This window comes from Aliivibrio sifiae, assembly GCF_002954705.1.
Lineage (GTDB): Bacteria > Pseudomonadota > Gammaproteobacteria > Enterobacterales > Vibrionaceae > Aliivibrio > Aliivibrio sifiae_A.
In genome coordinates, this window is sequence record NZ_MSCO01000002.1 from 841,245 (window position 1) to 866,964 (window position 25,720).

Annotated in this window: 16 protein-coding genes and 1 tRNA gene; 6 read left to right on the forward strand and 11 right to left on the reverse strand. The window is 38.8% G+C overall.

Annotated elements, in window-relative coordinates; translation table 11 throughout:
• Positions 1 to 51: 51 nt before the first annotated feature.
• On the reverse strand, positions 52 to 573 hold the full coding sequence (speG, locus tag BTO22_RS14835; protein ID WP_105056138.1) for a spermidine N1-acetyltransferase: 522 nt from the start codon (positions 571 to 573) through the stop codon (positions 52 to 54).
• Between the two features lie 178 nt (positions 574 to 751).
• The gene (locus BTO22_RS14840; RefSeq protein ID WP_105056139.1) at positions 752 to 2,674 is read right to left on the reverse strand and encodes a DEAD/DEAH box helicase; all 1,923 of its coding nucleotides are present in this window, start codon (positions 2,672 to 2,674) and stop codon (positions 752 to 754) included.
• 328 nt (positions 2,675 to 3,002) lie between these two features.
• Between BTO22_RS14840 and BTO22_RS14845 the strand changes: the two genes are divergently transcribed.
• Entirely contained in the window at positions 3,003 to 5,030 is a 2,028-nt protein-coding gene (locus tag BTO22_RS14845; protein ID WP_105056140.1) for an exoribonuclease II, read from the forward strand.
• Positions 5,031 to 5,085: 55 nt separating this feature from the next.
• Here the strand turns inward: BTO22_RS14845 and BTO22_RS14850 are convergent, their stop codons facing one another.
• A complete protein-coding gene (locus BTO22_RS14850; RefSeq protein ID WP_105056141.1) occupies positions 5,086 to 5,445 on the reverse strand; it encodes a late competence development ComFB family protein in 360 nt (119 codons plus the stop codon).
• 146 nt (positions 5,446 to 5,591) lie between these two features.
• On the opposite strand from BTO22_RS14850, the gene BTO22_RS14855 reads away from it, so the two are divergent.
• From BTO22_RS14855 to BTO22_RS14870, 4 genes are all read left to right on the forward strand, one after another.
• The gene (locus tag BTO22_RS14855) at positions 5,592 to 6,824 is read left to right on the forward strand and encodes a GGDEF domain-containing protein (RefSeq protein ID WP_181044663.1); all 1,233 of its coding nucleotides are present in this window, start codon (positions 5,592 to 5,594) and stop codon (positions 6,822 to 6,824) included.
• Positions 6,825 to 6,995: 171 nt separating this feature from the next.
• A complete protein-coding gene (locus BTO22_RS14860; protein WP_105056143.1) occupies positions 6,996 to 7,367 on the forward strand; it encodes a DUF3302 domain-containing protein in 372 nt (123 codons plus the stop codon).
• Positions 7,367 to 8,497 (forward strand): HlyD family secretion protein, encoded by a 1,131-nt coding sequence (locus BTO22_RS14865; protein WP_105056144.1) that lies wholly within the window; start codon positions 7,367 to 7,369, stop codon positions 8,495 to 8,497. The genes BTO22_RS14860 and BTO22_RS14865 overlap by 1 nt, the downstream gene beginning before the upstream one ends.
• Before the next feature lie 201 nt (positions 8,498 to 8,698).
• Positions 8,699 to 10,300, forward strand: coding sequence for a BCCT family transporter (locus tag BTO22_RS14870; RefSeq protein ID WP_105056145.1), 1,602 nt, complete (start codon positions 8,699 to 8,701; stop codon positions 10,298 to 10,300).
• A gap of 90 nt (positions 10,301 to 10,390) precedes the next feature.
• Here BTO22_RS14870 and BTO22_RS14875 read toward each other — a convergent pair whose 3' ends face one another.
• From BTO22_RS14875 to BTO22_RS14890, 4 genes are all read right to left on the reverse strand, one after another.
• Positions 10,391 to 11,440 carry a DUF4056 domain-containing protein gene (locus BTO22_RS14875; protein WP_105056146.1) on the reverse strand — a complete coding sequence of 350 codons (1,050 nt, stop codon included), beginning with the start codon at positions 11,438 to 11,440 and terminating at the stop codon, positions 10,391 to 10,393.
• Between the two features lie 11 nt (positions 11,441 to 11,451).
• Positions 11,452 to 12,576, reverse strand: a complete 1,125-nt coding sequence (locus BTO22_RS14880; RefSeq protein ID WP_105056147.1) for a BamA/TamA family outer membrane protein — start codon at positions 12,574 to 12,576, stop codon at positions 11,452 to 11,454.
• A 3-nt stretch (positions 12,577 to 12,579) separates the two neighbouring features.
• Positions 12,580 to 13,458 carry a hypothetical protein gene (locus BTO22_RS14885; protein WP_105056148.1) on the reverse strand — a complete coding sequence of 293 codons (879 nt, stop codon included), beginning with the start codon at positions 13,456 to 13,458 and terminating at the stop codon, positions 12,580 to 12,582.
• Between the two features lie 294 nt (positions 13,459 to 13,752).
• Positions 13,753 to 15,012, reverse strand: a complete 1,260-nt coding sequence (locus BTO22_RS14890; protein ID WP_105056149.1) for a DEAD/DEAH box helicase — start codon at positions 15,010 to 15,012, stop codon at positions 13,753 to 13,755.
• Between the two features lie 488 nt (positions 15,013 to 15,500).
• Here BTO22_RS14890 and BTO22_RS14895 point away from each other — a divergent pair.
• Positions 15,501 to 15,591: transfer RNA gene (locus BTO22_RS14895), tRNA-Ser, on the forward strand.
• A gap of 269 nt (positions 15,592 to 15,860) precedes the next feature.
• Here the strand turns inward: BTO22_RS14895 and BTO22_RS14900 are convergent.
• The 4 genes from BTO22_RS14900 to BTO22_RS14915 all read right to left on the reverse strand — a co-directional run bounded on the left by BTO22_RS14900 (position 15,861) and on the right by BTO22_RS14915 (position 25,610).
• A complete protein-coding gene (locus BTO22_RS14900; protein ID WP_105056150.1) occupies positions 15,861 to 17,117 on the reverse strand; it encodes a mechanosensitive ion channel family protein in 1,257 nt (418 codons plus the stop codon).
• Positions 17,118 to 17,431: 314 nt separating this feature from the next.
• Positions 17,432 to 20,275, reverse strand: coding sequence for a GH92 family glycosyl hydrolase (locus tag BTO22_RS14905; protein WP_105056151.1), 2,844 nt, complete (start codon positions 20,273 to 20,275; stop codon positions 17,432 to 17,434).
• A gap of 59 nt (positions 20,276 to 20,334) precedes the next feature.
• Positions 20,335 to 23,091 (reverse strand): GH92 family glycosyl hydrolase, encoded by a 2,757-nt coding sequence (locus BTO22_RS14910; RefSeq protein ID WP_105056152.1) that lies wholly within the window; start codon positions 23,089 to 23,091, stop codon positions 20,335 to 20,337.
• Positions 23,092 to 23,147: 56 nt separating this feature from the next.
• Entirely contained in the window at positions 23,148 to 25,610 is a 2,463-nt protein-coding gene (locus BTO22_RS14915; RefSeq protein ID WP_105056153.1) for a GH92 family glycosyl hydrolase, read from the reverse strand.
• Between the last annotated feature and the right edge of the window lie 110 nt (positions 25,611 to 25,720).

The following is a 25,720-nucleotide window of genomic DNA, read 5'->3' on the forward strand; positions in this document are numbered from 1 at the left end:
AGGGGCTTCTAAAATAGAAGCCCCTTTATGTATCTAAAATTTACATCGTTATTATTTTCGGTTTTCTAAATACTGATCTTGAAGAATATACATACGTTTAATATCGCAATATTCTCCATTAACAAAAATCTCTTGAATTAAATGTCCTTCTTCCGAAAATCCACATTTTTCATAAAGATGAATCGCTTTATCATTATTCACTGCAACATGCAGGTAAACCTTATGTAAATTCAATATCGTAAATGCATAATTTAATGCACGATGAATTAAACCTCGAGCATAGCCATTGCCTTGAAAATCAGGAGCAATAATGATTTGAAATTCTGCACTGCGGTGAATGCTATTAATTTCAACCAGTTCAACCAAACCAATAGATTGTTGATCATTATTTTCTGCAATAAAACGGCGCTCTGTACTGTCGTGAATGTGCTTACGAAATAAGTCTTCAAGCTCATAGTAAGACTCGTAAGGTTCTTCAAACCAATATGACATGATCGATCGGTTGTTATTCAACTGATGGATAAAACGTAAGTCGGTTTGTTCAAGTGCGCGTAGTCGAATTTCATTGTTCATCATAGTTATCCATTAACTAATAAAATAATAGTCATCACAAACGATATTATCCATATTGTGATTTGCAGAAAATACCACTATTCGATAAAAACAGAAATAAATAAATGCACATAAGGCACAAATAACAAACATAAAAAAACCGAGCTACTTGAGCTCGGTTTATTTTAATCTTTAATGATTAGTCTTCGTTACGAGGTGTGCGTGGAGCACGGCTTGCGCCTGGAGCACGTTCGCCACGGTGACTGCCACGGTGATCGCCACCTTTGTTGCGGTCAAAACGACGTTCGCCACCACGGTTACCTTCACGATTTCCGCCTTCACGATTACCACGGTAACCACCACGGCTGTTACCGCCACGGTTCTCATCACGACCAGCACCACCGCCAGAACGAGGACGACGATCAATTGTTAGGTCAACGCCTTCAACAACAACCGCTTTCACTTCGTTTTGACGAATACGTAGTTGCTTAAGTTTGCTTGCAACGTCTGCAGACATTTTCTTAGGTAACTGTACGTATGTGTGACCCGGTGCAAGTTTGATTGCGCCGATAGCACCTTTAGTGAAACCAAGTTCGTTAGCTAAAGCACCTACGATGTCTTTAACTTGAACGCCTTGCTCACGACCTACTTCTAGTTGGTACGTATCGAAATCGTCATTGTTGTATTGACGACGTTCGCCACGCTCTGGACGGTCTCCACGATCACGACGGTCACCACGCTCTGGACGGTCACCACGCTCTGGACGACGTTTAGCACGTTCCATTGCAGCAATCATTGGATCTGGACCTTTGTAGAATAAAGGACGCTTACCTTGTTGACGCTTAAGAAGCATTGCTGCGATTGTCGCGGCATCAACTTCTAGAGTCTCTTGAAGCTTAGTAATTAAGTCAGAGAATGCTTCTAGTGCAACAAATTCTTTGTCTGCTGCTAATTCAGCACCAAGAACCGCTAGACGAGCTTCTGCAACTTGATCGCGATGTGGAAGTTCAATCTCTTCCATTGTAGATTTAGTTACACGCTCAATCGTACGTAGCATACGGATTTGGTTTGTGCGAACTAAAAGAATCGCTTTACCTTTACGTCCAGCACGACCTGTACGACCGATACGGTGGATGTAAGACTCAACATCGAATGGGATGTCGTAGTTAAATACGTGTGTAATACGAGGCACATCAAGACCACGAGCAACAACGTCAGTTGCAACTAGGATATCGATAACGCCACGTTTGATATGATCAACAGTACGCTCACGTAGAGACTGAGGAATATCACCGTGAAGTGCAGCAGCTTTAAAGCCACGAGCAGATAACCAATCAGCTAGACGCTCTGTATCTTGACGAGTACGTACGAATACGATTGACGCATCTGTTTCTTCAGTTTCAAGAAGACGAGACATTGCTTCGTCTTTCTCTACGCCTTTAACGATCCAGAAGTTCTGTGCTACTTTGTCAACGGTGTGGTTAGAGCCAGCAACATCAACACGAGCAGGATCACGTAGGTAACGGTCAACAATAGTCTTAACCATTGGAGGCATAGTTGCAGAGAACAGGATACGTTGAGCTGTTTCTGGTGCCTTTTCTAGGATCCAAGTAACATCATCAACAAAACCCATTTTTAGCATTTCATCGGCTTCATCTAGGATGAACGTATGAACCTCGCCTAGGTTTAGACGGTCACGGTTAAGTAAATCTTTAACACGGCCAGGAGTACCAACGATGATATGAGCACCACGGCTTAGAGCACGCATTTGATCAACGATAGATGCGCCACCGTAGATCTCTAAAACTTTAAGACCCTTGATGTTACGACCAAGGTTTTTAACTTCAGCAGCAACCTGGATAGCAAGTTCACGCGTTGGAGCCATGATAATTGCTTGTGGGTTATGTTGCTTAAGGTTGATTTTATTTAACAGTGGTAAAGAGAAAGCAGCTGTTTTACCAGTACCTGTTTGAGCTTTACCAAGTGCATCACGACCAGCTAACAAAAGAGGGATAGACTCAGCTTGAATTGGCGTAGGTGCGATAAAGCCCATTTCATCAAGTGCAGATAAGATAGTTTCGTCTAAAGCCAGTTGGCGGAATTCAGTAATAGTTTCTGACATTGGGATCCCAATAATTAAACATATAAAAAAGGTCCCATTTGCTCAGCAAGTTCCATACACACACACAAGCACTCGGGACAGGACGGTTCATCATTTCAATAACTAACTATAGAAGATGATTAACTCAGGGCGCGGATAATGCCCTAATACGGCAAGAATTACCAGAAAAAATTGAGCAACTTCACAAATTTAGCTCTATTTTCTTAGTTTCGATAGTTTTTTGTACATTACGCATGCTTTTTTACATATTTCATCGGTCTTTTCTAGCAATCAATTAAGGGCGATAGTAAAGTTAGCTCGTTATTTCCTATTTATAGTATGAAGGCTCATGTTTCAAGATAACCCACTACTAGCGCAATTAAAGCAACAAATTCAAGATAAGCTTCCTAAAAAAGAAGGCACAGTAAAAGCAACCGACCGCGGTTTTGGTTTTTTAGAATCAGACGATAAAAAGAAAAGTATCTTTATACCGCCAGCACAAATGAAAAAAGTGATGCATGGTGACAAGATTGTCGCCCTAGTCCGTACTGAAAATGACAAAGAACAAGCCGAACCAGATCAGTTGATTGAACAATCAATTACTCGATTCATCGGCCGCATTCAAATGTTCAAAAAACGCTTGCAAGTAATGCCTGATCATCCAAGCTTGAAAAATGCCATCAAAGCAAAAGCACGCAAAGGCGTTAATCCTGAAACTTTAAAAGAAGGCGACTGGGTTGTTGCAGAGCTTACGCAACACCCCTTAAAAGGCGATCAAAATTTCTTATGCGAAGTAACCCATAAAATCACTGACAGCGATGACAAGATTGCTCCATGGTGGGTAACCCTAGCACAAAACGATTTACCAAACTCGGAGCCTGAAGGCATCGACAACTGGGAAATCAAAGATGATGCAGATTTAACTCGTATCGACATAACAGAAACACCATTTGTGACTATCGATGGTGAATCGACCAAAGACATGGATGATGCGTTATACATTAAAAAGCAAGCCGATGGTTCTTTTGAGCTAACGATTGCCATCGCAGATCCAACCGCCTACATCACACCAGATGACAGCATGGACCAAGTTGCACGTAAGCGAGGGTATACTATTTACTTACCTGGTCGCAATATTCCAATGTTACCTCGTGATTTAAGTGACCAATTATGTTCACTAATCGAAAACGAAGAACGCCCTGCAATTTGTTGTACAGTAAAAGTTGCTGTTAATGGCACGATTGATGAAGAATCTATCAATTTCTTTGCGGCAACAATGAAATCTCACGCACGTTTAGCTTACGACAATGTATCTGATTTCCTAGAAACAGGTTCATGTGATAAATGGCAGCCAACAGAGACGATTTCGCAAGTAGTTACTGAGTTGTACGAATTCGCACAAGCACGTACAACATGGCGTCAAACTCACGCAGTGATCTTCCCAGATCGTCCTGATTACCGCTTTGAATTAGACGAAGAAAATGACGTCGTTGCTATTCACGCCGATATGCGCCGCACAGCAAACAAACTTGTTGAAGAAGCAATGGTAACGGCAAACATCTGCGCAGGTAAAACATTACGAAATACTTTCAATATGGGCGTATTTAACTCTCATGCCGGTATTAAATCAGATAAACTAAAAGACGTAACTGAAATTGTAAATCAATTAGATGATACTGAATTCACGGAAGAGTATATAGCAACGCTAGAAGGCTTTAGTGAATTACGTCGCCTTCTTGGTTCTCAACCTACGTCATATCTTGATGCTCGTATTCGTAAATTCCAAACATACAGCGAAACAGGTAACGTTCCATTACCACATTACGCAATGGGTTTAGATATTTACGCGACATGGACTTCTCCTATCCGTAAATACAGCGACATGATTAACCACCGTATGCTTAAAGCTCATATATTAGGCAAAGAGCCAGTACAACGCCCTGATGATATTGTTGGTGAAGAGCTAGCATTAAGCCGTCGTTACCATCGTATGGCTGAGCGCAATGTAAGCGATTGGCTATATTGCAGAACACTAGCGTGTGAAGTTGAAAAAGAAACTCAATATACTGCTGAGATTTTTGATATAAATCGTGCAGGGATGCGAGTTCGTTTAATCGAAAATGGTGCAGCTGCTTTTATCCCCGGCTCATTAATTGTTGATAACAAAGAACGCATCGAATGTAATGCTGACCAAGGTACAATCTCGATTGATAAATATGAAACATTCAAACTTGGCGATCAGCTAACCGTTATTCTTGCTGAAGTCAAAGAAGATACTCGCAATATGGTTGCAAAACCACTGCAAGCTTTCCCTGCTCCAGAAGTAGAATCAACTGAAGTAACAACTGACGCTACAGAAACCGATACAAAAGCCTAGTCTTCACTCTAAATCAGACAATCCCACATAGCTTAATAAAGCTGTGTGGGATTTTTTAATCCAGTTTAATTTCACCAGCAAATGGCAGTTCTTCATCTTCTAGTACAAAACGATCTTTCGCTGCATAAACGATAATATCTTCAAAGTTATCATTACGCTGTCTTCTGTCATTTACAACCATCTTTTCTGCATTTTCAACTGCTGCTGCAACCATTTCATCATATTGCATTAATTTTTTCTGAGATGTGGCCGCTAACATATCTAAGCTATAACGAATATAAAGTGTAGGGAGTTGATTTAAACTAATGCACTTAATATCTGTGATTTGATCATTTGTATAGTTCTGGTGGAAATCACGTTCAATAAACCGCTTTCCAACCAGAACTTCCATATAGTTATGAATGTTTGATTCCATAAAGATGCCTTATTTTTATTAAATGCATTAAGTGTCATAACAAACGTATGAATAGAGCTATGTTATTGATAGAATAACGTCTTGTCCTAGTAATTCAGTGACAAACTCTTTCTTTTTTTAGATTAATTAGGATTCGTTAAAAAACAATGTCTTTTAGCCTTCTGAGTCATCCATTATTTAAGCTGTTATTGCCTATCATTATCGTTGTTTCTGTAATCACGGGTATGGATGGCATTATCCAATTATCTTCTGAAAACAAGGGATTTTCATACATACTTCCATACATCGTACTATCAATTGTATTGCTGTTAAGCCAGCCTTTCAATCAAGGTCGAATTGGGATGATAGCAATCACTATGGCTATTGCCTACTGGATCATCCAAGAGCGTTTGCAAGTTCCACTTTCCTATGGCAATGCTCGTATTGAATTTACCTTAACCGCTTTCTTATTACCTATTTCAATGATGGCAACATTTATTTTTCCTGAACGTCGTATTTTCTCAAAATATGGTGCCGGCTACTTAGGTATTCTTCTATTTATGCTTATCTGGTGTTGGATCATTGTCTCTCATTTTGCTGATAATGATATGACTGAAATTTGGGAAACCTATTTACTCAATATCCCAGAAGTATCTCCACTTCCTATTATTATCGTTCTTTACAGTTTAGTTATGTGTGGGCTGTCTGCCATTTTTGTTCTAACACGTAATAACAACACTGATTTAGCGTCTTATACTTGCTTGCTTTATTCATCGCTAACCTTTGCTTTATTCAGCGTTGATTTTATTTCAAGCACTATGTTTTCTATCGCAGGATTACTACTGCTTCTTTATATTATTTCTGCAAGTCATGAATTAGCATTCATCGATCAATTAACGGGGATCCCTGGCCGTCGAGCGCTTGAATCTGAAATGAAACATCTTGGCCGTCGTTATACAATTGCAATGCTGGATGTCGATCACTTCAAAAAATTCAATGACAGTTATGGGCACGATACTGGTGATGACGTCTTAAAATTGGTTGCTAGTATCATGGCTCAAACTGGTGGTAATGCAAAAGTTTACCGCTATGGTGGTGAAGAGTTCACAGTATTATTTAAAGGTAAAACTGCAGAACAAAGCTTAGAATACTTAGAAGAGCTGCGTGAAGACATAGCAGATTATGATTTAATCATTCGAGATACAAATACTCGACCTAAGGATAAAAAGGAAGGGGAAGCAAAACGAGGAAAAACAAACAAGACAAAAGTCGTGAATGTAACCATAAGTATTGGCGTTGCTGATAATACAGAATATAAGAAACCGCAAGAAGTGATCAAAGCCTCCGATAAAGCACTGTACCGAGCTAAAGACGGCGGGCGGAATTGTGTTAGCCAATAAATAATTTTTTCTAAAAATCAGCCGATATAACTTTTTAGCTAATATTATATCGGCTTTTTTTGGTTTCAATTTTAGATTATATCTTGCGTATTAACCCAACCGATGTCACACTCAAGTTATTAAAAAATAGGTAGTTTGTTAAATCCCTTAGTTATACACAAGGATGCGTTTATGTTTTTAGATTATTTTTCTCTTGGCTTGTTAGTGTTTGTTGCATTGGTTATTTTTTACGGAATTATTGTCATTCACGATATCCCCTATGAGATAGCTCATAAGCGTGACCATCCACATTCAGATGCAATTCATATTGCAGGCTGGGTTAGCTTGTTCACATTACATGTTTTATGGCCTTTCCTTTGGATTTGGGCAACATTATGGCGTGAAGATCGCGGTTGGGGCTTTCATAAAATTGAAAACAATCAATTAGAGCTTCAAACTCGAGTTAATCACCTTAATGACCAAGTTGAATTACTGACAGAAAAAATCTCTCAAATGGAAGTAAAACAATCACCCCAGAAACCAACGAAAGAGGAGCAAGTATAATGGATTTATTGCTTATCCTTACTTACACCGCATTATGTATCGCTGTATTCAAAATCTTTAATATCCCTCTCAATAAATGGACGGTCCCTACCGCCGGATTAGGTGGTGTTGTTCTTGTTGGCACGCTTGTTTTATTAATGAATTATAACCACCCTTTTACTCAATTTGGCGGACAGTTTTATGTCACTACGCCAATTGTCCCAAGTGTTAAAGGAAAAGTAATCGAAGTTAACATCGAAGCCAATCAACCTCTTGAAAAAGGCGAAATACTTTTTAAGATTGATCCAATTCCTTTTAAAGCAGAAGTCATTCGTAAACAAGCTGCATTAAATGAAGCAGAACAAGCTGCCCTTCAATTAGAGTCTATTTATAAAGCAGCTCAAGCAAACACCATTAAAGCTATAGCCGATAAAGACAAGGCCTACCGTGAATTTAAACGTTATGAAAAAGGCTTTAAGAAAGGCGCTTTTACTGCCCAACAATTAGATACTCGTAAACAAACTTATAAAGCAACTCAAGCAACCGTCGAGTCCGTTCAAGCCCAAGAACAACAAGCTAAGCTGGCGTTAGAGTCTGAAATTAATGGAGAGAACACGACAGTTGCTCGCATGCGTGCAGAATTAGAGCAAGCACAATTCAACCTTGATGAAACCATTGTACGAGCACCAACTGATGGATATGTAACTCAAATGGCACTTCGTCCAGGCATGATGGCAGTTCCCCTCCCTCTCCGCCCTGTAATGACATTTGTACATACAGAAGATCAATACTATGTCGGTGCATTTCGTCAAAATTCTCTACAACGCTTACAAGCAGGATTTAAAGCTGAATTTTTATTTCGAGCTATTCCTGGTCGAGTATTTGAAGGTGAAGTTGTTGAAGTTATTCCCGCCATTGGTGAGGGACAAATTCAAGCTTCAGGTGCTTTATTAGGTACAAATGCTATTCAAACTAATGGTAGAGCCTTAGTTAAATTAAAATTAACTGATGACGTATCTGAATTTCACCTTCCTGCAGGTTCTAATGCAGAAATTTCAGTGTATTCAGACAGCTTTGAGCACGTATCAATTATGCGTAAGGTATTAATCCGTATGAAGTCTTGGCAGAATTTCTTATACCTTGACCATTAAATATCCAACCACACAAATCCAAAACACAACGCCTTAAGACACTGTTTTAAGGCGTTTTTTTAGATGTCAAACCCAATCAAAAAATATATTCTTTTTTTCTTAACTCTGATATTATCTTCGCGAAAAAAGCTGTTACAGGAATGTGACAGTATCTAGGTAGACTCCGAATGGAGCTATCATATATATTATGTGAGGACACACATGAGTACTACGGATAAGTACAGCATTGACAGTACTGATTATGAAGTAGGCCAAGATAATATCCAAAAATGGGGTTTTGATATACACAACCAAGTTTTTGGTATTAGTGCTGGCGCTATTATTTTATTTTTAACTGTGCTTCTTATTATGGACCCAGCAGAAGCAAAATCCCTTCTTGACGGCATAAAATTACAAATCATTGATAACTTTGATGGTTTATTTATGTGGTCTAGTAATATCTTCTTAGTTTTCTGCTTGGCGTTAATTGTTTCACCGTTTGGTAAAATCCGAATTGGTGGTGACAGTGCAAAACCAGAACACTCAACAATTTCATGGATGGCAATGCTTTTTGCTGCTGGCATGGGTATTGGTTTGATGTTTTACGGTGTTGCTGAGCCTCTTGCTTACTACACAGACTGGTATGGTACTCCTTTAGATGTGGAGCCTTTTACCGAAGAAGCTAAAAAACTGGCTCTAGGCGGAACCATGTATCACTGGGGGATTCACCCATGGGCAATATATGGTTTAGTCGCTTTATCTTTAGCATTCTTCACTTTTAACAAAGGTTTACCTTTATCCATGCGTTCTGTTTTCTATCCTATTTTAGGGGATAGAACATGGGGCTGGTTTGGTCACATCATTGACATCATGACTGTTCTAGCAACACTATTTGGTCTTGCAACCTCTCTTGGTTTAGGGGCTCAACAAGCAGCAGGTGGCATCAATCATGTGTTTGGTACTAACGGCGGCATAAACATGCAAATTGGCGTGATTATTTTCGTTACTATGCTTGCGATGATCTCTGTTATTCGTGGTATCGATGGTGGTGTAAAGCTACTAAGTAACGTAAACATGCTGGTTGCTGTTGCATTACTTCTATTCATTATCGCAATCGGTTTCTCTGATGTAATGAGTACCTTACCTTTAACTGTGACAGGCTATATTGAGAATATTATTCCTCTAAGTAACCCTCACGGTCGTGAAGATGAAACTTGGATGCACGGTTGGACTGTATTTTATTGGGCTTGGTGGATCTCTTGGTCACCATTCGTAGGTATGTTCATTGCTCGTGTTTCTAAAGGTCGTACTGTTCGTCAGTTCTTGATCTCTGTAATGATCATCCCAACATTAGCCACAGCTCTATGGATGTCTGCTTTTGGTGGTATTGCAATTGAACAAGTAAAAAACAAAGTTGGTGAGCTTGGTGAAAATGGCTTAAATGATATCACTATGGCACTATTTAACATGTATGACGCATTACCAATGAGTACTGCCTTATCTGTTATCTCAATCGTTCTTATTATGGTGTTCTTTGTAACGTCATCCGACTCTGGCTCATTAGTTATCGATAGTATCACTGCAGGCGGTAAGGTTGATGCTCCTGTTCCTCAACGTATTTTCTGGGCGACGGTTCAAGGTTCTATCGCTGCAGTATTACTATGGGTTGGTGGTACAGAGGCAATGCAAGCGTTACAAGCAGGTACAGTATCTACTGCCCTACCGTTTACCTTCATTCTTTTAATGATGTGTGTAAGCTTAGTGAAAGGGTTTAGTACTGAAAAATTCGGTACTATTCCAAAATCAAACAAAGCAAAAGCATAATCAATAAAAGATAAAAAAGCCCCAAATAAGACTTTACCTTAAAGTGCTTTTTCGGGGCTTTTTATTACTGATGATTTTAATTCATAAACGTTATTTTCTCGTTAACTCTTCATCATCATGCGCTTTAGCAAAATCAGCAATTGCTTGGAAATCACTTGGCGTCCAATAAGGTTTGTTCTTCAATGTCTCCGGCAATGCAGAAAAAGCGTCATCATTTTCATTTGGCATAAGTTTAAATGTAGCCAAAGCTTCATGTTCTGTTGAAACACTCTCTTCAACTTCACCTTTAAACCCGTTTGGTTTTAAGTCAGTGCCTAAATGATATTCTCTATGAATGACGACCCACTTATTTGGTAAGCGCTTAGAACTGTCCCACCACACGCCATCCATTTTTTGGATTTGGGCTTTAGACTCTTCTTTTGTGCCTACACCCAACTCAATAAATTTTGTTTTTATTGCTTTAGTCATTGCGGTAGAAAATGCATCTTTATCTAAATTTGGATTGGCACTAATCACATCACTAGCTAAGAGAGCCCCCAACATATTTGAATACAGATCTTCAGGTGAGAACGCAGAAGCATACTCTTTAAAGCCACCTACCGATTCCATGCCAAACCATTGAGCAATTTCATGCCATTGAGCTAAACGATAAGACGTTAACGCAGCAAGTTCAATACTGATCTTTTCTCGTTCAGTTTGAGTGTATTCTTGAGAGGTTGAATGCAGTTGTATAATACGAGTTTTCAACTCATATGACAGTGTCACTTTAAAGTCTATTCCTAAATGCTTATAGAACTCACCATAAAGATAATAAGTAAAATCAGCCGTATCTCTAATATGAGCAGAATCTAAAAAACCGCCTTTTTCAGAATAAAAGATTCCATTACTTTCATCGCCAAAGCCCATTAAGCTACTTGCAACTCCTTGACTGCCATCATTATAGATATGGTCTCCGAGATCATCTATATTGAGTACGTTTTCTACTGAAACAAAAGGAACGGGGATCCCCCCGACTTCCGTCTGTAAGTTTGTCCCAAAAGCACAACATGGCCTCACACCAACAGGGGCATCAGCAAAAACAGATAAAGATACACCACATAAAAGACTACTGATGACGATGAAAGCTATTTTACTCTTCATATAAATATCCTCTAAAACGCTTCATTAATTTGAAAATATACCGCTTGGCTATCTTTTCCTAATCCATAATCCAGTCTTACATTAACTCTTGGTTTAAACGCAAAACGGTAGCCAATCCCATATGTCGGTAACCATTTACTATCAAATAATTCTTGGTAGGAGTCTGCAACATTGCCACCGCCAACCCATACGACCATTCCATGCCGTTGATTAAATTGTTGACGAATTTCTATTTGTCCTGACAACTGACTATTATCTCGATATTGACCAGAATAATACCCTCTCATACGCTTATCACTGCCTAAAGAGGAGAATGCGAACCAAGGGATATCACCTTGTACATTTTCAGCAAAGACTTCCCACGCCAAAACAGTATTAGGTAATATTTTATGGTATTGACGATAATTGATGGTGACTTTATCAAAGTCATGATCAGAGCCAAACTCAGTTCGATAAGCATTCCAATTAACACTGACCAACATGCCTTTATATGCATTCAATTCAAAATCACGGCTGTCATACTCAAGGCTTACTGTGGAGGCACTTAAAAATGTATCGCTAAGTTCATCTTGTGTAAGCAGCGATGTGTCAGATGAAAGCTTCCGATAGCTTTCCATATCAACACCAAGAAGAAAGTAAGTATTTGGTAAAAATTGATAAGCAATTCTTGGTGTAAAACCGAGAATTTGCGCTTCGACAAGAGTTTTATTACGGTCAGTCTCTGCTGCATTCTTACCAACTCCCCAATAATACTCAGGAGTGTGACTTGCTTTGGCTTGAACTAATAATCGTAGATCATCATTTTCAAAATAAGTTCGGTTATTAACACCTACACCATAAGAACCTGAAGTAGATCCATAACCGGTAATATTGATAGTAGATAACGGAGCGCTGTCTTTATTTTCAAGAGGTGAATATAAGCCTACAGCCGCAATACCAATACCAAAACCTTGCTCAGGGTTAGCAAAGGGACCAGGCAGCACAGCCCAATCTATCCCCTTACTGACATCAATATCTTCAGAAGAACCTAATTCTTCTAGAAAAGTATCCACCCAACTTTGGGGGTTTTCTTTAGCTGAGATCGAGAATGCATAACTACTTAATAGTACAATTACCAATAAGTTTACTAACTTCATGATTTAAAATCGCATATCAACAGTGAAGAAAAGGCTTTTACGCTTACCGAGACCTGCTTCACCTAACAAATATAAGCCATCATCAAGTTTATATTGCATACCCAGTAAGGTATTCCAAGGAGTTACAAGATGCTGCTCCACATTAAAGCGACCATCATCAACTTTTCCGACCAGACTTCCTAAGTTGCCACTTAAACCGATATCCGTTAAATTCCCAGATAGTGATTGTTCAACATCTTGATACATTGCTCCAACCCACACACGAAGTGGTGTTCCCATACGGGTAAAGTCATAACCTACGCGTGGTGAGATCACAATCGAACTAATTGTACCATCAATAACATTTAACTCAGTTTCAGTATAACTAGCATCCGCTAGCGCAAATACATCTTTATAACCACCAGCCAAGACAAAACCTGCTCCATAAAGCGTACCATTGAGATCTAATCTAAAAGGCATATTTATCCCTTTACCTAAACCCAGAGGTTTAACGTTGATAGTCGTTTCTGAATACCCTTTTAGCTGACCGACAATTCCATATAAATTCAAAAAAGGGAAAAGCCAAACATCACCACGTAATGTTAGAACTTCACTCATTTGTTTTCCGCTTCCTACTGATTCAATATCGACTAAATCACTAATTGCATGTGGTGGTTTCCATGGGAGTAATGCGGGAATTGTTCCTTCAAACCCAATACTATCTACTGAGATATCTTGAGTTTGTTTCATGTAGCTAACATTAAGACCAAAAGCTTCAGGTAAAGTATAACCCTTGGCTTCTGCCTCTTCTTTCCAAATGGGTAAGGTAAAAGATTCTGCAAATAAAGAAGTGGAATAAGACAAAAGTAGTAAGCAAAGTACAGTCAGTGCTCTTTGCGGCATAAAGACTCCAAATACTGAAGGAAGATAACCCAAAAGTGGCTTCAGTTTTCACGAATCATACGCCTCACACTGAGACATTCAACTTAACTTTACACTAATTTACATAACAACTTGTCAAGTCAGATTTAGCGTTAAATTAGATTAAATTACAACCGACTTCACAGATTTAACGTTTAAATTAGTATAAAAAGGAATAATAAGTAAGAAGGATTGATAAACAAGATCGATAATGGCCAGATTAAATCATTAAGCTGGCCAGTCAAACTTTTAATCTACAGTTGAATACTAATCAATTTAACGCTTATTTTTTCCACGATTTTCATGAACTTTCATTTTCGCTTTCATTTTTCTTTTATCAGCAGAACGACCACGACTTTGACGTGAATGGTCTTCTTTTATTACTCGTGCATTTGGATCAGGTTCATAGCCTTTCAGCCATTCTTGAGGAAGGCGAACATCAAGTAACGTTTCAATCGCTTTCAACAAATATTCTTCATTTGAACTCATTAACGAGATCGCTTTACCGGTGCAACCTGCTCGACCTGTACGACCAATACGATGGACGTAATCTTCCGCTTTAAATGGAAGTTCATAGTTAATGACACATTCTAGCTGCTCAATATCTAGACCACGCGCAGCGATATCTGTTGCAATTAACGCACGAACTTTACCCGTTTTAAACTCTTCTAATGCACGTAAGCGAGCACCCTGACTTTTATCACCATTAATAGACGCCGCTTTTATACCGTCTTTTTTAAGCTCTTTCACTAATTCATCAGAGCCTTGTTTTGTTTTTGTAAACACAAGGACTTGTTGCCAGTTACGAGAGCCTATCAGGTAAGCTAATAATTCACTTTTACGGTGCTTATCTACTGGATATACCATTTGCTCAACTGTATCAGCAGTACTATTTGTTGGCGTAACTTGTACTTCTTTTGGTTTATGTAGCATGTAATAAGCAATTTCTCTTACTTTTTTGCTGAATGTTGCTGAGAAGAATAAGGTTTGGTGCTCCGCAGGCATCTTACGTAAGATCTTTTTAATATCTGGAATAAAGCCCATGTCTAACATGCGGTCAGCTTCATCTAATACTAGATACCCAGCTTGGTTTAGCGTGATGGTATTGATGTGTAATAGATCTAATAAGCGACCTGGTGTTGCAACTAAAATATCAGCGCCACCAACTAAATTGTCTTTCTGAACATTAATGCTAGTTCCACCATAAGCCACCACAACTTTAATGTCAGTGTCTTTGGTGTAACTCACCAAGCTATCAAATACTTGCTGTGCTAATTCACGCGTTGGCGTCAAAATTAAACTACGAATCACTTTTGAATTTTGAGTGCGGCTCTCTGGATTTTCAACCAAGCGCTGGATAAGCGGTAAACCAAAAGCAGCCGTTTTACCTGTGCCTGTTTGTGCTCCTGCAAGTACATCATGTCCTTGTAATACGAGAGGAATAGCCTGCTGCTGAATTGGTGTCGCTTCTTTAAAACCTAATTCCGAAACGGTATTAAGAAGCTGTTCAGATAACCCTAGTGAAGCAAATGACATGATGAACCTTTAAGTACTAAAAATTTTCGCCGATTGTAGCAAAATAGTATTGGTTCCCCTAGAGTAAGTTACGCTATAAAAAATCCAGCGTACTTTGCAGGTACATTGGATTATCTTAGGAAAGTTCAAGCTTAGGTTTAAACTGTTGTCTAAAGCGTAGGCAACCAAAGCTTCATATAAACCTCACAGAAGAACAGTGAAAAAAAAACAATTTAAAAACAAGATAAATAAAAGTTTCATACAGAAAGAGCTAAACGTTAACAAAAAAACAGAATAAAAAATAAATTTAAAATGAATAGCTTTGATATATAAGGAACAAATGACGGTTATTCATATGTATCGAAATTTTTTATTCATATTTTTTAGGTTAAAAATAGACTTAGCATAAAGAAAAACAACAAGAATAGTAGAATAATGAACCAAACAGTCAGTTTTAATGCATTTAAGGGTTTACAAGACAAGAGCAACACCCTATTATACGCGGCATTGGAGGGATGGCTGAGTGGTCGAAAGCACCGGTCTTGAAAACCGGCAACCGTTAATAGCGGTTCTAGGGTTCAAATCCCTATCCCTCCACCACATTCTAAGCCCTAGCAGAAATGCTGGGGCTTTTTTTATCTGTTAACTTTATGAAATAGATATTATACCATTCTGGATAAGTAGTTGTTCAGATAATTGCGTAGGAAAATTCGATTAGAGCAAAGCATAAATTACAGTAACTAGTGGTTCTAATTACAAAATTTATAACGCAGATATAATCGACTTTAACAAGCAAGAATGATCAAATACTTATGTAGATTGGTATTATTAAGGCTATAAAATAACAACCTTAATTAGCATCCTAAGATTTACTTTCCAATACGTAATGCATCATAACCACTTAGGGCTTGATAAGGGCGTAAATTAAACAGTGGCATAATAGAATATATATGATCAAAAATGTCTGCTTGTACTCCTTCGTAAAATACCCAATCTGTATTATTGGTAAACGCATAGATTTGTAATGGTAAGCCCTCAGGGGTTGGCTCTAGCTGGCGCACCATGAACATCATATAAGAATGAATATCTTTATTAGTACGTAAATAAGCTGCCAAATAAGCACGGAAAATACCGACATTAGTCATTTGTCGAACATTACCGGCATGAGGAATATCATCCAACTCTTCATTAAACGTATTTATTTCTTTTGATTTCTCAAATAAATATTCACGCAGAATTCGAATATTTTTTAGTGATTCAATCTCATCATCTGTCATAAAGCGAATCGAATTAACGTCAATATTAACAGAGCGTTTAATGCGTCGACCACCCGAATCTGACATACCCTGCCAGTTAATAAAGGCGTTTTGAACCAACGCATAAGCTGGGATCATGCTCACGGTATTATCAAAGTTTCGTACTTTTACTGTGGTTAATGAAATCTCTTCAACTGAACCGTTTGCTTTAAACGAATCCATTTCAATCCAGTCATTTAACGTAATCATTCGGTTTGCTGAAAGCTGAATACCAGCGACAAAGCCTAGAATAGTATCTTTAAATACGAGCATCACAAAACCAGTTGCAACCCCTAAGCCACTCAAGAAAATAACCGGTGATTCGTTAGCCAGTATTGACATGGATACCACAAGACCGACAAAGAAGGTAAATAACTTGATAAGTTGAACGAAACTCTTAATTGGCATTCGGCGAGTTATGCCTTTAATCGTAGCAAGATCATTTAATGCATCAAGTAATGAAAAAAGCATCCAAATAAAGACAACAATAATTGTAATACTTAAGGCTTTATCAACAATACCTGAAATCACCGCGTAATTCTCAAGAGCAAGCGGTATCAATAAATTCAGTATCATAATAGGCACTAGAAAAGTAAGCTTCTCAAGCACCTTGTACTTAGAAAAGCTCTCACCTAGTGGTTCATTAGTACGGTGCAATACATTCCTTATTGTCCGAGCAATTATGTGACGAGTGATAAGATCTCCCATCACAGAAACACCAATGACAACGAGCACAAATACCACAGTAAGTTCCATACCATAGGGGTCACTATTAATACCTAATGCACTCAATTTATCTACAATGTAATTACGAATACTATCCTCTAACAATTTACTGCCCTTACCTTTAAATATTCACCGAAGAACACAGTATAGAAACTTTGAAAACAACACTAATTTTATGTTCTTAACTAGTTTATACAAGTACCTATTTATACATAAACTCTATTCATAATATATTAAACATAGCCTTTATTATTCGTTTTTTGAGCTTTTATTATCCAAATAGATTGAAAGCTACTCATCTTTACAACATTTGAAAACTTAGTTTACTAGGACCCAATTATTATATTTAGCACTAAAAATAAAAAACCTCTTAGGAAAATTAAGAGGCTTTATATTATATAAATACACTGCAAACTAAATTAGCGAGAGACTTGTGGTAACTCAGCAGTATGTAAGAACTCACCAATACCTAAATCTGGTGGTGTATCCGTTGCAATATTAGCTCCCCAGCGTTTACTTGGTTTATCACTCATTAAAAACTCTATCTCTCCACCCTGCATAATCTCAGCATGAGTTAAATACGTTTTATTAAAGTCTCTACCATTAAGTGACGCCGATTGAATAAAGATATTTTCTCGGCTTACCTCTTTAGCGATAACGGTAAATTGTTGTCCATTATCGACTGCTATCGAAGCACGTTCAAACATCGGAGTACCTATTTCATAAATACCTGACGATGAATTCACAGGGAAGAAACCTAAAGCTCGAAACACAAACCATGATGACAGTGTACCAAAATCATCATTACCACAGATCCCATCTGCAGTATTGTCGTAACAAACGTTTGTTGCTGCTGCAACCGCTGCTTGTGTTTTCCACGGTTGAGCTACATAGTTGTATAAATAAGGGACATGAATATCTGGTTCATTACCTTGAACATGCTGCCCAAGGTTACCAGTATTAAAAACAGGAAATTGGTTATCCCCGGCATTACGATCAGGATAAGTACTAAAATATTCATCTAAACGTTCAGCAAATAACTCACCTCGCTTAGCTACACCTTCACGGCCTAAGGTTGATTGCTCAAATTCAGTCATTAAATCAACAAGGCCATTAATATCATGCTGAACACTGAACGAATACTGCCAACCATTCGATTCAGAAAATGACCAGTTAAACATATCAGGTCGCCAATCTTTACCAATCGCTTTACCTGTTATTGGATCAGTCCAATTTGAATCAATAAATTTACCGTCATAATCACGAGCTTTAAACCAACCTTGATATTTAGAGCCACCAAAATCAAACTGTGCTTGCCAATTATTAGAGCGATCCGCAAACTCTTTGTATTCAGGAGAATCTTCCCCTAAAACAAGTGCGATGGATTTTGCAATATTCCAATCATTCATTGAATATTCTAATGAATACGATGCTGTCCATGCGTCTTTAAATGGTGAATGAGACCCGTATGAATCTGGCGGCGTATCATGCAATTGCGCAGGAACATACCCTTGTGTTTCATACTCCTTAATCCAAGCAACACCTTGACTTGAAACAGCACGAGCGTCGGTAATCATTGCTTGAACTAAGCGTTCTTTTACATCTTGACGCTCTGTATCAGTAAACCCTAAATAAATCATTCGAGTATCTAAATACCCTTTAGATAACGCATCATAAATGATCGGTGTCGAATGCATTCCCATCATCATGCCAGTTTCATTACCTTTAAATGTCCATTCAGGTAAACGACCACGCTTAGTTTCACCTTTATCATTGGTCCATTCTTCTTCTGCATAAGACAACATTGAAAGTACCATGTCGGCGATACGAGCAGGTTCAGTGATAGAGGCTAACGGTTGAACTGCGCGATAAGTATCCCAAAGCGAGAACGTATCGTAACGAATATAATCTGCTTTACCATCTTTGTTCGCATCAGCAATTCGAATCGATTCTTTTAAAGTATCAATTTTATCGCCCCACGGCGTATTTCCATCAGGATAAGCATTACGACCTTGATGTGTTTGACGATAACGACCATCTAAATCAGATAGCATCGTTTGGCCAGAGTAAGAACGGTATAATGCGGTGTAGAATGTCTGTTTATAAGCTTCATCACCTTCTACACGGATTTTACCCAGTTCATCTTCCCAAAGTTTTGTAGCCGCTTGACGAACCTGATCAAAGTTCATTCCAGCAACTTCACTCATATTCAGTGATGCCCCTGTTTTACCGCCTTCACCAATTTCAACGTTTGATAATGCCAGTTTTGCTTCAACGGTTAAGCCTGATTTCGATGTATCAAACTCAACATATGCACGTGCATATTGATATTTACCGAGAGTTACACCACCAATCTCTGTCATATCAGCTGATGCATCAATGTATTGTTTTGTCAGTTTGTCGTAGTAAGCAAAGCGAATATTTTTAATGGGTTGATCGAACTCCATAACAAAAAATTCTTTTTGGTTTGCAGCCCAACCATCGGAGAAACGATGTCCCTCTAAACGATTATTTTCTTTATCCCATTTTAGGTAAGAGTCTGACGTATAATCCCAGTTGATTTTAAAACCAGTATTCACAATAATTTCTGAACGATCGTCTCGTGGGAACGTATAACGATGAACGCCGACCCTGTCCGACGCGGTTAACTCAGCTTTAATGTCATAATCAATAAGATCAACTTTGTAATAACCCGCGGTTGCTTGCTCATCTTTGTGCTGAAAACGAGATGCCTCAAGGTTCAGCGTTGGAGAGCCTTCATTTAACATATAATCAGAGCGAGTATTGATCGGCATAACAAGAATGTCATTTAAATCGCCTGCACCCGCACCCGATAAATGGGTATGAGAAAAACCAGACGTACGTGCGTCATGGTAATAATATCCAGAAATATATTCCCAGCCATTAGCACCGTTATTTGGGGATAATTGAACCATACCATGAGGAGTCGTTGCCCCTGGATAGTTATTCCCTAAATTACCAGTACCAATGAATGGATTAACATGACGAGTAATATCCATATCATCAAAATCAACAGGTTCATGAACACCCATATCTATCACTGGATTTTCAGTACTTGGTTTATCATCACACTCTTCATCACCCGGTGGACATACTGGTTTTTCATCATCAGGATTAACGGTTGGCGGTGCGATTTCAGTACTTCCATCATAATTATGATTAACGGTTTCTTCATTACAACCAGTTAACCCAATCATTCCCAGTAACACAGCAATAGATAATAAATTCCGTTTAAATTTCATTTTATGCCTTTATTTTTAAGTTAAAAAGGGATCTCTCCCCTTAATTATTAGGATGTAAATTAATTCGCTTTCAAAGCTTGAGATTTATCATTCGTCATTACGAAATGAAGGACCCCACCATCTTTTAAATCACGGTGGTTAAACGATAGGTTTGGACCAAGAGCGTTACCGTTAATCGTGACACTCTTAACGTAAATATTTTCTTCAGAATTGTTCGTTGATGTGATAGTAAAAGAACCATCCCCCCCAACAGGAATGACTGCTTTATCGAAAATTGGTCGTCCAATCGTATATGTAGGATCTGCTGGTGTGACTTGATAGAAACCTAGTACCGACATAATGTACCAAGCAGACATTTGGCCTACATCTTCATTACCAATCAAACCTTCTTGAGTTGGATGATAGAATTCATTCATCGCTTGATTTACGTATTCTTGAGTTTTCCATGGCTCTGATGTCCAGTTATACAGATAAGGAACATGATGATCAGGCTCATTCCCCATAACAAACTGCCCAATGAAACCGGACATATCATGAGACTGAGTGGTGTCCGCATTTGAATCCGCATTAAATAAGGCATTTAAATTAGCTAAGAATGCAGCTTTCCCCTGTTCTGTCATTTGCTCTGGTAAGGTATAGTCCGTACGTTTTATCACTTCACCCGCCATAACGTTAGCAAGACCATTTAAGTTTTGAGGAGCGAACCATGTCCATTGCCATGGGTTACCTTCTGTAAAGTCCTCTCCACGATGTTCTGCACGATAAGGCCAAAAGCTATCGCCTTGAACTAAATTCTTACGGTCTTTACACCAGTCGTAATTTTTACCCTCAGGAATAGATAACGTCAGATTTTCATCCAAACACTCACTACTTAGATTATTCGCAAACTCAGGTTCAGCAGAACCTGACACTTGATACAATGGACGCATAAATCCGGTAGCACCTAAGCTTTGTTTGTCTTTGCCCTCCATTTTTCCGTAATAATCAGGGTTATAATCGAAATAATTTTTGAATGTTTCAGAGCGCTTCATATAACGATCAAACATTTCGTCATTGCCCGCTAATTGTGCGATTTGTGCAATCGTCCAATCGTAGTACGCATTCTCTAAGCCATACGCGACCGACTCATTCACCAACTCGTCATATTTATCTGCTTTTAAGCCTTCGGCATACGCTGGTTTATTCGTTTCACCTGCATTCCATTTAACATTAGCAGGAACATACCCCAGAGTTTCGGCGTATTCACCATGGCGAGTCATCACTGTAAATCGCTTATCTCCATTCCATGCATCTTTGTAAGGAACCCAACTATTAGTAATGGATTCATCAAAATTCGCAGAAACATCAGCCGCGTTCAGCGCCAATTCAAATTCAGCCTGAGTAAAGGATTCGGGGTACTTAACCATGATATCTGCAATAACAGACACCGCAGGGTAGCCCACCATTTCTCCCGTATAATCTGAATGAAGTTCCCACTTAGGAAGCACCCCACCCGTTTTAAACTTATTAATTAAATCACGGGCATAATCAATTGAACGGTCTTTATCGATAATAGTTTTTAATGGATGTGCCGCACGGAACGTGTCCCACATTGAATAAACCGATAAATTAGTAAACCCATCTTCTGCTTGATGAACTTTGCCATCCATACCACGATATTTGCCATCAACATCTTGATAAACAAAGGGAGCGACAAAAGTACGATAAAGTGATGTAAAAAACATCGTTTTATCTGCTGTTTTACCGCCTTCAAGTTCAAATTCGCCAAGAACATCTATCCACGCCTGACGATTTTTTACGACAACGGAATCAAAATCAAATTCGTTTTTATCCGCGTCTAAGTTTTTAATTGCACCATCGATACTCGTACCTGAAATGGCCACTTTAACTGTAATCGCTTCATTACCAGAGCCAAAGTTCAGATGAGTCATTATATCATTTGCTCGATTTGCTAAACGAGACGCTTCTGGTGCGGGCTCTCCTGGCATTTGTTTATGTTCCGCATAACCACGATAGTCAGCAAGACCTATTTCAGTCGCATCAACCGGTTTTAATTTACTTTCAGATGCGAGTTTTGCGTATAAATTTTCTTCTATGATTGGTTCTGAAAACTCAGCCACAAAGAATACTGTTTGCCATTGCCCCCACTCATTAGAGGTCCTTGCACCGACAACGGTTGTATCGCTAATACGCTTATAATAAATATTACGAGAATGGTTACCATATTGCTCTAACAGTTCATGTTGCAAATCAATACGAACTTTACGCTCACCGCCTTTGTTAAACGTGAATCGTTGAAACGCAACGCGATCTGTTGCGGTAAGCTCTGCCTTTACACCCGTTTCAATCAATTCAACAGAATAGTAACCAACTTCAGCGGTTTCAGTTTCTTTGTTCATTGTTGGAGCGTCGGTATTAAAATCTGAATACGGTAAAAATGCGAAATCATTCAAATCACCTTTACCAGCACCTGAAATGTGGGTCATTGTGAAGCCTGAAAGGTATTTATTAAAAGGATCATATTCAGATGGGGAGCCTTTACCGCTAAAGCCATTAGGATCATAATTATCAGGAGAAGGCTGAATCATCCCCTCAGGCATAACTGGCGACGGGTTTACGTTACCAAGACCTTTTGTTCCAATCAGTGTGTTTACATATTTTAGTACCGTATCTGTTGGAATGTTTGGGTCTATCGGTGTTGTTGGAATAGAGGTATTCGGGTTTGTCGCTGAACTAGAAGAGTCATCATTACAGCCAGTTAAAGCAACCATTCCCATGAACACAGCAATGGATAATAAATTCCGTTTGAATTTCATTTTGATTTTTCTCTGCTATTAAAGGGGCCGAGACCCCTTATCTAATATAGGTAGTATTACTTAGGTAGGTTTGCTTTCATTGCTTGTGATTTATCACTTGTCATCACAAAGCGTAACTCTCCGCCAGCTTTAATTTCTGCATGCTCAAATGTATTAAATTCATTCAGCGATTTATTATTAATAGTGACTGATTTAACGTACATATTTTCAGCACTATTATTTTCCGCCACCACCGTGAATACACCTGAACCGAAGTTAATCGTCGCTCTAGTAAAGATAGGTCGTCCAATAGTGTAAGTTGGGTCAGTTGGTGAAATCTGATAAAAACCCAACGCTGACATGATGTACCACGCCGACATCTGTCCAACATCCTCATTACCAATAATTCCATCCGGCGTTGGGGTGTAGAATTCTTTGTATACTTTGTCTAAATATTCCTGAGTTTTGTATGATTCTTCAGTTCTCTGATATAAATAAATAACATGATGTGACGGTTCATTACCATGAATATACTGCCCAATGTAACCTGTCATATCCTGATGCTGGTCACCACTGTCCGAGTCGGCAGCGAACAAGTTATTCAGCTTTTCATTCAACCCACTTGTTCCACCCATAACTTCTGTTAACTTGTTAAGATCCTGCATAAATGACCATTGCCACTGCCATGCATTACCTTCGGTGAAATAGAGTGGATCCGCTTTATATGGGTCAAAAGTTTCTGTTGAATATTTAAAGGCACATGGATCTCCCTCCTTCAACTCTGTCGGAACAAAGAAACCGACACTTGAATCCCAATGTTTCAACGAATTATAAGAACGTTCTTTAAATTCATTATAAGTAGCGTCATCACCAGCGGCTTTTGCCATCTCAGCAATAGTCCAGTCATAAAAAGAAAATTCTAATGAGTATGATACTGAGTTCCAATTAGGAGCCCGTACACACTGCTCTTTTTCATGATAATTCAGTTGCCCTGCCATTAGAGATGTTAAGATCCCATCACTAATTTGAGGGAAGTCGTGTGGACGATAACGAGCAGATTTGATAGATGCATCTAACGCTGTTTGCGCATCAACTAATCCTTTTGTTACTGCGTCACCGAGAATCGCTGTTGATGGATAACCAATCATAGTTCCCGTTTCAGAACCATGCCCTTCCCACTTTGGAAGCATTCCAAACTCATCATTGGACTTACGAATTAAATCCTCGACATATAACGTCGCTTGCTTAGGGTCAATAATTGTCCATAATGGATGCACTGCACGGAATGTGTCCCATGTTGAGTAAATCGAATAGTTTGGCGTATCACCTTTTTCTAAGGTTCTGATCGTACCTAGCATGTCGACGTATTTCCCATCGACATCATACAATTCAATCGGAGCGATCATTGCGTGGTAAAGACCGGTATAGAAGTTTGTCTTCTCCGCATCAGAGCCACCCTCGACTTTCACTTTCGATAATTTTTCTGCCCAAGCATATTCCGCACTTTCTTTCACTTTAGCGAAGTCATATACCATAGCTTCTGCTTCTAAGTTTTTTTGTGCTCCATGCCAATTCACAGGTGAGATAGCAACACGAACTTCAATCGCTTTATCACCTTTACCAAAGTTAAGGTAAGCCGTTATATCACTTCCTTTGTATACATAATTTTGGCGCATCTCACCCGTAGGTTCATTCTCTTCAGTACCTAATAAAGCCCTAGCCACGGGCTCATTAAATTTGGCATAGAAAAAGATATCTTGTCCTTGGTGATCTTGCCCTTGAAACCAACCTGTCGACGTTTTACGACCACGAATGGTGTAATCATCAATGATCTCAATTTTACTGCTTAGTGTTTCGCCATTGTTATTCAATAGCGTATGCCCTAAATCAAACTTAATATTACGCTCTGTGCCTTTTTCAAAGGTATAACGATGCAAGCCAACACGTTTTGTTGTGGTTAACTCAACATCAATATTTCCTTCATTTAAGGTCGTTTTATAGTAGCCAACTGTCGCTGTTTCGCTTGATTTATCAAACGAGTTAATTAAATTGTTACGCATGTCGCTGTAAGGTAGTACTAATATATCTCCTAAGTCTGTTGCCCCTGTTCCAGATAAATGAGTGTGTGAAAAGCCATAAATAGGAACGTCTTTATCTACGATAACGCCTGTATCAGAATAATCTGAAGAATCCCAATAACCAGATGCCGAATGCCAAGGGTTCAATCCTGATTCATGGTCAATATTAGAACCAACGAATGTATCTGGTGATAGCTGAACCATACCAGCAGGCACTACCGCCCCAGGGAAAGTGTGACCACTTTCAGCAGTACCAATCATTGGATTAACAAATTGGTTTAATGATAAATCGACTTCAATAGGTGTTGTTGGGATACTTGGTTCTAGAGGCTTCGTTGGAATTGATGTATTTGGATTGGCTTCCGTAACATTTGTAATGTTAGTGGTTTCTTCAGTACATCCAGTAATGCCTACTATACCAATAAATACTGCAAGCGAGAGTACACTGCGTTTAAACTTCATTATTATACCTTTTATTCTAAAGTTTAAAGGGAAATAAAGACTGCCCTTTGATAATTTTGGTATTAACCTTTGTGAAGATTAATAGCAAAACGGTCTTTAGAATGGGGAGC